Here is a 9,855-nt window from a genome sequence, read left to right as displayed (position 1 = left end):
CCTGAACGCCCGCGCGGGGATCCGGGGCGGTCCGGCACCGCCTCGTGGCCTTGCCGGCTGCGGCCCGCTCTCAGAAAGCCACAAAATCTGACGTCATCATTGTGGCGATTGTGTTCCCTCTCTAGGGTGGATGGGCCTCAACAGGTGTGTTTTGCCACACCACCCCGGCCCCCCACCACCGTCACGTAAGCCGCCGCCGTCTCCTCGAAGCGAGTGCCGCCGTGCTCGGCGGGCTCGCACTGTCCGGCGCGATACCGGGCGTCCGCGCGTTCGCCGCCGACGGCGACAGTTCCGTATCGGCCGGAGGTGACGAGTGGAACGGCCACATCGACGTCTTCCGGCTCGGCACCGAACCGCCGCACGCCACTCTCATGCCGTACGCGAACCTCAAGCAGGCGCTCGCCGCCGACCGCACCACGTCCCCGTGGCGTCAGAGCCTCGACGGCAACTGGAAGTTCGCGTACGTCGATCGGCCCGCGGACAAGCAGGACGACTTCTACCGCACCGACCTCGACGACTCCGGCTGGGAGACCACCCCGGTCCCGTCGGCCTGGCAGCTGCACGGTCACGACTACCCGATCTACATCAACATCACCTACCCGTGGTGGGGCCCCAACGGCCTCGGCGAGGACGCCCAGCCGCCCGCCGCACCGACCCGCTACAACCCCGTCGGTCAGTACCGGCGCACCTTCACCGTGGCGAAGGGCTGGGCGGACCGGCGCACCATCCTGCACTTCGAGGGCGTCAAGGCCGCCCACTACGTGTGGATCAACGGCCAGTTGGCCGGCTACCACGAGGACTCGTACACCCCCGCCGAGTACGACATCACCCCGTACCTGAAGGACGGCACCAACCAGATCGCCGTCGAGGTCTACCGCTACTCCGACGGCGACTGGCTCCAGGACCAGGACATGATCCGCCTCAGCGGCATCTTCCGGTCGGTGTATCTGTACTCGACGCCCGGGGTCCACCTGCGCGACTTCAAGCTCGACACCCCGCTCGGGGACGGATACACCAGCGCCGAGCTGTCGGTCACCGCGCACGTACGGGACTACACGGGCGGATCCGATGCGGCGGCCTACACGGTCGAGACGCAGCTGTACGACGCCGACGGCCACACGGTGTGGGCCCGGCCACTGGCCCAGCGCGCGACACCGGCCGACGGTGAGGCAACTGCCAAGGGCGCAAAGGCCGTTCCCTCACCGCGCCTGTGGTCCGCCGAGGACCCGTACCTCTACACCGCTGTCCTGCAGCTCCGCGACCCCTCCGGCAAGGTCGTGGAGACGCTCTCGCACCGGATCGGTCTGCGCGAGTTCGCGATCAAGGACGGGCTGATGTGCATCAACGGGCAGCCGGTCACCTTCCGCGGCACCAACCGACACGAGATGCACCCGGACCGCGGATCGGCACTCAGCCGCGCCGACCTGGTCGAAGACATCACCCTCATCAAGCGGCTGAACATCAACTCGGTCCGCACCTCGCACTATCCGAACAACCCGCTCTGGCTGGAGCTGGCCGACGAATACGGTCTCTATCTCGTCGGCGAGACCAACCTGGAGACGCACGGCGTCCGTGACCAGTACCCCGCCAGCCGCGCCGACTGGACGACGGCGTGCGTGGACCGTGCGCGGAACATGGTCCACCGCGACAAGAACCATGCCTCCGTCGTCATCTGGTCGCTGGGCAACGAGGCCGGCTCCGGCTCCTCCTTCCGTGCCATGCACGACTGGATCCGCTCGTACGACCCGACCCGCGTCATCCAGTACGAGGGCGACGATTCCCCCGCCACCAGCGACATCCGTTCCAAGATGTACGAGTCGCCGAGCCGGGTGGAGGCGCGGGCGAAGGACACCTCCGACACCCGGCCCTACGTCATGATCGAGTACGCCCACTCGATGGGGAACTCGACCGGCAACTTCAAGGAGTACTGGGACGTCATCCGCCGGTACGACGTCCTGCAGGGCGGCTGGATATGGGACTTCGTCGACCAGGCACTCACCTGGCCGACACCCACGCGCAAGCTGCTCACCGAGTCCGGGCCCGCCGCGCTGAAGGGCGAAGTCATCAACCCCTCGGGCTCGTTCGGCCGTGAGCAGGGAGTGAGCGGCGCGACCGTCTTCGCGCGCGACGACCGGCTCGACCTGACCGGATCGCTCACCCTTGAGGCCTGGATGACCCCGCACGTCCGCGGCTTCCACCAGCCGATCCTGGCGAAGGGCGACACCCAGTACGCGCTGAAGCAGTCCGACAAGGGCCTGGAGTTCTACATCTACGCGAACGGCCAGTGGGTCGCCGTCTCCTGGACCACGCCGGACGACGGCTGGACAGGAAAGGAACACCACGTCGCGGGCGTCCTCGATGTGGACGCGGGGACGCTGACCCTGTACGTGGACGGCGAGGCCAAGGCCACGAAGGCCACCGACCGCAGGCCCAGCAGCAACACCGCGCCTCTCTCGCTCGCCGGTGAAGTGGAGAACCCGACAAGGGAGTTCAGCGGGACGATCCGCCGGGCCCGGGTGTACGCGCGCGCCCTGAAGGCCGCCGAGCTCGCCGACGACGGGCGCGGTCCTGGCGACGACGGCGTGCGTTTCTGGTTCGACGCGAAGTCGGTCGCGTACGAGGAGAAGAAGGCCCGGACGAAGACCTTCCACGCGTACGGCGGCGACTGGGGCGACAACCCCAACGACGGTGCGTTCAGCGGTGATGGCATCGTCCTGCCCGACCGCCGCCACACCGGGAAGTCGGCCGAGGTCAAACGGATCTACCAGACGATCAGTGCCGCCCGCACCAAGGGCGCGGCGCCCGGCGAGGTCACCCTCACCAACGAAAACCTCTTCACCAATCTCCGTGTGTACGAAGGGAGGTGGGAGCTTTCGCTCGACGGTGAGACGGTACGGCGCGGCAGGCTCAGCCGCGCACAGCTCGACGTGGCACCGATGACCGGCAAGCGCATCACGCTGCCCGTCGAACTGCCCCGGAACCCCGCACCGGGGGCCGAGTACTTCCTCCAGCTGTCCTTCGCGACGAAGGAACGCACGCCGTGGGCCGACGCGGGCTTCGAGGTGGCGCGCATCCAACTGAGCCTCGACGCGAACAGCCCGGGGGTCGAGCCGGTGCCGCTCGGAGAGGTGCCTGAGCTGTCGTACCGGAGCGGTGACACCGGCGTCACCGTCACCGGCCGCGGTTTCGAGGTCGTCATCGACAAGTCGACCGGACTCATCACCTCGTACGAGGCGGCCGGCACGAAACTCCTCGACTCCGGTCCGGTCCCCAACTTCTGGCGTGCCCCCACCGACAACGACCACGGCAGCGGCCAGCACACCCGCAACCAGACCTGGCGGGACGCGGGAGCGCGGCGCAAGGTGACCGATGTGACCGTGCGCGAACTCGGCGGGCGCGCGGTCGAGATCACGGTCAAGGGCGCACTGCCGACCACCACCGCCTCGGCGTACACCACGATCTGCACCGTCTTCGGCAACGGCGAGATCAAGGTGGACAACACTCTGAGTCCGGGCGCGGCGACCCTCCCGTACATCCCCGAGATCGGCACGATCCTGCACCTGCCCGCGGCCCTGGAGCAGTTCCACTATTACGGACGCGGCCCCGAGGAGAATCACTGGGACCGCAACGACGGTACGGACGTGGGGCGTTGGTCAGGGACCGTCGCCGGGCAGTGGTCCCCGTACCTGCGGCCGCAGGAGAACGGGAACAAGACCGACGTCCGATGGGCGGCGCTCACCGACCGGCACGGGCGCGGCCTGCTCGTCAGCGGCGACGGGCTCCTGGAGGTCAACGCCTCGCACTTCACGCCGGAGGACCTGTCCGTGGGCGTCCGTCACGACTATCAACTCACGCCGCGTGACGGGGTGGTCCTGCGGGTCAACCACCGGCAGATGGGCATCGGCGGCGACGACAGCTGGGGCGCGCAGACGCACGACGCGTACAAGCTGCCGGCCGACCGGGACTACACGTACACCTACCGGCTGCGTCCGCTCACGGACGTCGCGCAGGCGATGAGCCTGTCGCGCCGGCCGACGGCGGTGCAGTAGCCGTTACGCCGGAATGTGCCGGCGCCTGTCAGCGGGCGTCGGCACCCCACGGCCCGTCAGGCATCAGGGCGGCGAGCACACTCAGCAATCGCGGCGGCTCGACCGGGTCCGGCAGCGAGTCCAGATCCGACCACGCGATCCACCAGTGCGTGTCCAGGCTGGCCAGCTCGCCGGCGGACAGACCGGTCCGTACAAGCGTCGGGCGCTCGTCGGCGAACTGCGCGACGAAGAACTGCTCCGTCCCGATGTACCGCCTGCCGTTCCACCGCACATCACGGCCGACCGGCACCGACCGGTCGAGCACCGTGGCCGGGTCGAGGCCGGTCTCCTCGGCGAGTTCGCGCCGTGCCGCGTCCCACGGGGTCTCACCCGGCTCGATGCCGCCACCGGGCGGCTCCCAGATCCACGCCCCGTCGTACGGGTCACGCCAGCGCATCAGAAGCAGGCGATGGGCGGCGTCCAGGCAGAGAACACGGGCGGCGGACCGGTGCGCTGATTCCACCGCACCGACTCTATCCGCTCTATCCGCCGCCTCGGCGAACGGGCCATTGACGGGCGCCCGGTCGGACGAGGATTGTTATGGACATGGCGAAGCTGTGTACGCGTCTGCTCGGCGTCCTCGTTCTCCTGGCCGCGTTCCTCGCCTCCGCGAGCGCGGCGCCCTCCTCCGCCGACAGCGTCGCCGGCTCCCTCTGGTTCGACGGTCCCGCGGCGTCCACCGTCACCGCCGGCCCAGGCGGCTTCACCGATGGGCTCGGCCGTGAGGTGGTGCTGCGCGGCTACAACGTCTCCGGTGAGGCCAAACTGGCGGAGAACAACGGCCTGCCCTTCGCCTCCGCAGCGGACGCCCGCAAGTCGGCGGTCGCGCTGCGCGCCTTCGGCGGCGGCAACTCCGTGCGCTTCCTCCTGTCGTGGGCGTACGCCGAACCCGTGCGCGGCCAGGTGGACGTCACGTATCTGGCCGCGGCCACCGAGCAGATGCGGGCCTTTCTCGATGCCGGGATCCGTGTCTTCCCCGACTTCCACCAGGACCTCTCCTCCCGCTATCTGTTCAACAGCGGCAGCTGGTACACCGGCGACGGCGCCCCCAAGTGGGTCGTCGACGCCGGCGGTTACCCCAAGGAGTCCTGCGGCATCTGCCTCTTCTGGGGGCAGAACATCACCCAGAACCAGGCCGTGCAGAAAGCGGCCTACGACTTCTGGCACAACACCGGCGGCGTGCAGGACGCATTCCTCGCCACGGCCCAGAGCACCATGGCCTATCTCGCCGGGCACCTCACCGCCGACGAGTTCGCCGCCGTCGCCGGGTTCGATCCGTACAACGAGCCCTTCGCGGGCACCTACGACTCCGGCCAGACCAGCCGCACATGGGAACGGGACGTGCTCTGGCCCTTCTACGGGAAGTTCCGCGCCCGTATGGACGCCGCCGGATGGCAGGCCAAGCCCGCCTTCGTCGAGCCGAACCTCTTCTGGAACTCCAACATCAGCAGCCAGAAGCAGGAGGGCGGCCTCCTCGACGCGGGCACCCTCGGCCCGCGTTATGTCTTCAACACCCACTTCTACGACCAGAAGGCGATCTCCGGCATCCTCATGTGGGGCAAGGCGGCCGACGGACAGTACTCCGGCGATTTCGGCACGGTACGCGACCGCGCCACCGCCGCCGGAACGGCCGCGATCGTCAGTGAATTCGGGCATCCGCTGTCCGGCACCGTCTCCGACAAGGCCCCGACCGTGGACAAGGCGATGTACCAGGCCCTCGACTCCCGTCTCCCCGGCTCGAAGTGGTGGTCGAATCCCACCGCCTCCGGTCCTGTCCTGTCCGGCGCCCAATGGCAGTGGGACATCTACAGCGGCCGTCACCACGAACTCATGAACGGCAACCCCGGCAAGGTCCGTACCTCGGGCGACGCATGGAACGACGAGGACATGTCCGCCGTCCGGCTCGACGACTCCGGCAACGCGGCACTGCGCCAGGACGCCCGCCTCCTCGACCGGCTCTACCCCAGCGCCACCGCGGGACACACCCTCGCCTTCACCTACGAGGACCGCTCCCGCGACGGCTCCACCACCCTGACCTGGAACCCCGTACCGAGCTCCCTGCCCCATGTCTCCCAGCTCGTCGGCTCAGGCCAGTACGGCCTGCTGCTCTGGCGCTCGGACGGCAGCACCGCCCCCACCGAGCTGCACCTGCCGGCGTCCTTCGGTACGTCCGCCACCACCGTCGTCTCCGACCTCGGCGCGGTCTCCGGACCCCCCTCCTACACGGCGGGCACCCCCGTGGCCGTCGCCCCCGAGCCGGGCGGCACCGGCAGCCGCCGTCTGCTGCTCACCGCCCCCGGCTCAGGCACCACGCATTTCGCGCTGGTCACCAACGGTGCGACGAGCCCGTCCGCGGACCTGCTGGCCGGGGCCCGTACCGAACTGGCGGCCTGGGCAGCCGCCCATGCGTGAGAGACACTGGCACTCATGAGTGATGACGCGGACCCCGGCGACGCGGACCCCGGCCTCTTCGGACCCGGTTCGGTGACCTGGCAGGTGCACTCCGACCCGGTCATGTGGATCGGTGGGATCCGCGCCCTGTACCTCCAGGCGCTCCACCCCAGGGCCGTGCGCGGCGTGATGGAGAACTCCGACTTCAGGCGCGACGCCTGGGGCCGGCTGATCCGTACCGCCGGGTTCGTCGGGACCATCACCTACGGCACCACCGAGGCCGCCGAGAAGGCCGGTGCCCGGATCCGAAAGATCCACAGCATGCTCGGGGCCACCGACCCGCAGACCGGGGAGCGGTACGGGGTCGACGAACCGGAGCTGCTGCTGTGGGTGCACTGCGCCGAGGTCGACTCGTACCTCAGCGTGCTGCGCCGGTCCGGCTACCCGATCAGCCAGGCCCAGGCCGACCGCTATGTCGACGAACACCGCCAGGGCGCCCGGCTGGTCGGCCTCGACCCCGCCGAAGTCCCCTCCAGTACGGCGGAGCTGGCCGCGTACTTCGAGAGGGTACGGCCCGAACTCGCCGTCGGGGCCGACGCCCGCGAGGTCGACGACTTTCTGCGGCGGCCGCCCATTCATGCCCTGCTCGTACCGGCGCGCGAGTTGATCTGGCGGCGTGTGGCGGCACTCGCGTACGCCTCCCTGCCCCCTTACGCCCATGAGCTGTACGGCAGGGCCGCACCGGCCCCGGAGACCGTCACCCGTCAACTCACCGTCACGGGAAACGTCCTGCGCTGCATTCCCGGGCGTATGCGCTGGCGGCTGCCGCCAGGTCACATTCTGAAAGCAATGACGCGGCTGGGCCCCGACGCGCGGCCCGCCCCGTACAAACTCCCGGCCCCGGCAGCCATACTGGACGAGCCGGGGAGGGCGCAGCGACACAACGGGGGCGACAGCACGAGATGGCGGACACCAGGCTGATCCACGGCCGGTACCGGCTGCTCGATCTGATCGGGCGCGGGGGCATGGGCGAGGTGTGGCGGGCGGTGGACGAGTCGCTCGGCCGCCGTGTCGCGGTCAAATGCCTCAAGCCACTGGGACCGCAGCAGGACCAGTCGTTCACCAGAGTGCTGCGCGAACGCTTCCGGCGCGAGGCACGGGTCGCCGCCTCGCTCCAGCACCGGGGCGTCACCGTCGTCCATGACTTCGGCGAGGACGACGGCGTCCTCTATCTGGTGATGGAGCTGCTCGACGGCCGCAATCTCAGCCAGCTCCTGGAGGCCAACCAGCAGCACCCGCTGCCGGTGCCCGACGTCGTCGACATCGCGCAGCAGGTCGCCGCGGCCCTCGCGTACACCCATGAACAGGGCATCGTCCACCGGGACCTGAAGCCCGCCAACATCATGCGGCTCACCGACGGCACGGTGAAGATCTGCGACTTCGGCATCGCCCGCCTCGGCCACGACATCGGCTTCACCTCCCGGCTCACCGGCACCGGCATCGCCATGGGCACCCCGCACTACATGTCGCCCGAGCAGATCAGCGGCGGCCATGTGGACCACCGAAGCGACCTCTACTCCTTCGGCTGCGTGCTGTACGAGATCTCCACCGGCGTCCCGCCCTTCGACCTGGACGACGCCTGGGCGGTGCTCGTCGGCCACCGCGACACGATCCCCGAGCCGCCGCGCTCCCACCGCGCCGAAATTCCCGAGTTCTTCGACCGGGTCGTCCTCGACCTCCTCGCCAAGACCCCGGAGGAGCGGCCCGAGGACGCCAGGGACCTGGGGCGCAGGCTCTTCGCCGGTTTCCAGGCGGGGGACAGCCGCGGTCACACCGTCCCCGAGCGACAACTGCCCGCGCTGCGCGCCCCCGCGCACCGCCCGGAGCAGCCGCCGTCGCGCGCCCCGAGGCTGCCGTCCTGGACCCACGGCATGACCACCGGGCACAAGGCGACGGGCACCTGGACGCTCACCCCCACCCCGCCCGACCACGCGGCATCGCTCACCGGCGAGTGGACGACGCCCGCTTCGATGCGCTCCGGCACCACCGTGGAGCCCCGCCCCGAGCGCGCCACCCCGCCGCCCGAGCAGCTCGCCGTCCTCGCGGGACGGCACAACACAGGACTCAGTCTCAGCCGTCTCGGCCGCTGGAACGAGGCGGGCGAGGTGCACCGCGCGGTCGCCGCCGAGCGCGAGCAGCTCCTGGGCCCCGACCATCCGGATACGCTCTCCAGCCACTACGAGGTCGGGTTCACCCTCAGCCGCACCGGCCTGGCCGTCGACGCGCTGTCGGAGTTCTCCCGGGTCGCCGAGGGGCGCGAGAGGTCCCTGGGCGCCGACCACGCGGAAACGCTCGGCGCGCGGCAGGAGATGGCCTACGTCCTGGGCCAGCTCGGCCGGCACTTCGAGGCGCACCAGGTGTACGTCTCGGTGCTCGCGGCCCGCGAACGCACGGTCGGCTCCGACCATGCGGACACCCTGCGCTGCCGCCACAACCTCGCCTTCAACCTCAGCAGGCTCGGCCGCCTGGAGGACTCCTACCGGATGGCCCACGAGGTCGCGTCCGCGCGCGCCAGGGTGCTCGGCGCGACCCACCCCGACACCCTCGTCACCCGATACGAAGTCGCCTACGCACTGGGCCAGTTGGGGCGCTGGCCCGAGGCACTGCAGACCTACCGCGAGGTCGCCGCGGCGCGCGAACACGCACTCGGCCCCGACCACCCCGACACCCTCGCCGCGCGCTACGAGGTCGGCATCAGCCTGGGCCGCCTGGGCCGCAGCGCGGAAGCCCTGGAGCTCTACCGCTCCCTGGTCGACGACCGCACCCGCGTCCACGGCACGAGCCACCCCGAGACCCTGCGCGCCCGCCACGGCCTGGGTGTCAATCTCGGCCGCCTCGCCCGCTGGGAGGAAGCCCTCACCGAGGCCAGGGACGTCTGCGCGATCCGCGAGCGCGTCCTGGGCCCCGATCACCCCGACACCCTCGTCAGCCGCCGCGAAGTCGCCGTCGGCCTGGGCTGGCTGGGGCGCTGGGCGGACGCCCTGGCCGTCTACCGTACGGTCGCGGAGTCCCGCGAGCGGGTCCTGGGCGCCGACCACCCCGACGCCCTGGCCAGCCGTAACGACGAAGCCCACTGCCTGGAACAGGTCGGCAGGTCCGCCGAGGCGGTCGAGCTCTACCGCCGGGTCGCGGCCCGCCGCCAGCAGCGCGGCTCGGGAGCCCACTGAGGTCTGGCCGCCGGCGATCATCACGTGTTACGAAGGGACATGCCCGCAGCCTCGCCAGCACCCTCGCCGTCACCCGCGCACGACTCCTACGACGCCGTGATCGTCGGCGGCGGCCACAACGGACTGGTCGCCGCCGACGATCACGGCGT

Annotated in this window: 5 protein-coding genes; 4 read left to right on the top strand and 1 reads right to left on the bottom strand. The window is 70.3% G+C overall.

Annotated elements, in window-relative coordinates; genetic code table 11:
• Positions 1 to 221 precede the first annotated feature (221 nt).
• Entirely contained in the window at positions 222 to 4,049 is a 3,828-nt protein-coding gene (locus J0695_RS27410) for a glycoside hydrolase family 2 TIM barrel-domain containing protein (RefSeq protein WP_505383613.1), read from the top strand.
• 28 nt (positions 4,050 to 4,077) lie between these two features.
• On the opposite strand, the gene J0695_RS27405 is transcribed toward J0695_RS27410, so the two are convergent.
• Positions 4,078 to 4,551: an NUDIX domain-containing protein gene (locus tag J0695_RS27405; protein ID WP_206966347.1), complete on the bottom strand. Its 474-nt coding sequence runs from the start codon at positions 4,549 to 4,551 to the stop codon at positions 4,078 to 4,080.
• A 77-nt stretch (positions 4,552 to 4,628) separates the two neighbouring features.
• On the opposite strand from J0695_RS27405, the gene J0695_RS27400 reads away from it, so the two are divergent.
• Genes J0695_RS27400 through J0695_RS27390 form a run of 3 tightly spaced genes read left to right on the top strand, consistent with a single transcriptional unit; the run spans position 4,629 to position 9,706 of the window.
• Positions 4,629 to 6,500, top strand: a complete 1,872-nt coding sequence (locus tag J0695_RS27400) for a cellulase family glycosylhydrolase (protein WP_206966345.1) — start codon at positions 4,629 to 4,631, stop codon at positions 6,498 to 6,500.
• Positions 6,501 to 6,515: 15 nt separating this feature from the next.
• Positions 6,516 to 7,460 carry an oxygenase MpaB family protein gene (locus J0695_RS27395; RefSeq protein WP_206966343.1) on the top strand — a complete coding sequence of 315 codons (945 nt, stop codon included), beginning with the start codon at positions 6,516 to 6,518 and terminating at the stop codon, positions 7,458 to 7,460.
• Positions 7,442 to 9,706: a serine/threonine-protein kinase gene (locus tag J0695_RS27390; protein WP_206966341.1), complete on the top strand. Its 2,265-nt coding sequence runs from the start codon at positions 7,442 to 7,444 to the stop codon at positions 9,704 to 9,706. The genes J0695_RS27395 and J0695_RS27390 overlap by 19 nt, the downstream gene beginning before the upstream one ends.
• Positions 9,707 to 9,855: the final 149 nt, after the last annotated feature.

It is taken from the genome of Streptomyces beijiangensis (genome assembly GCF_017315755.1).
GTDB classification, from domain to species: domain Bacteria; phylum Actinomycetota; class Actinomycetes; order Streptomycetales; family Streptomycetaceae; genus Streptomyces; species Streptomyces beijiangensis.
Note: the sequence above shows the minus strand (reverse complement) of the source record. Positions and strands in the feature narration are given on the sequence as shown.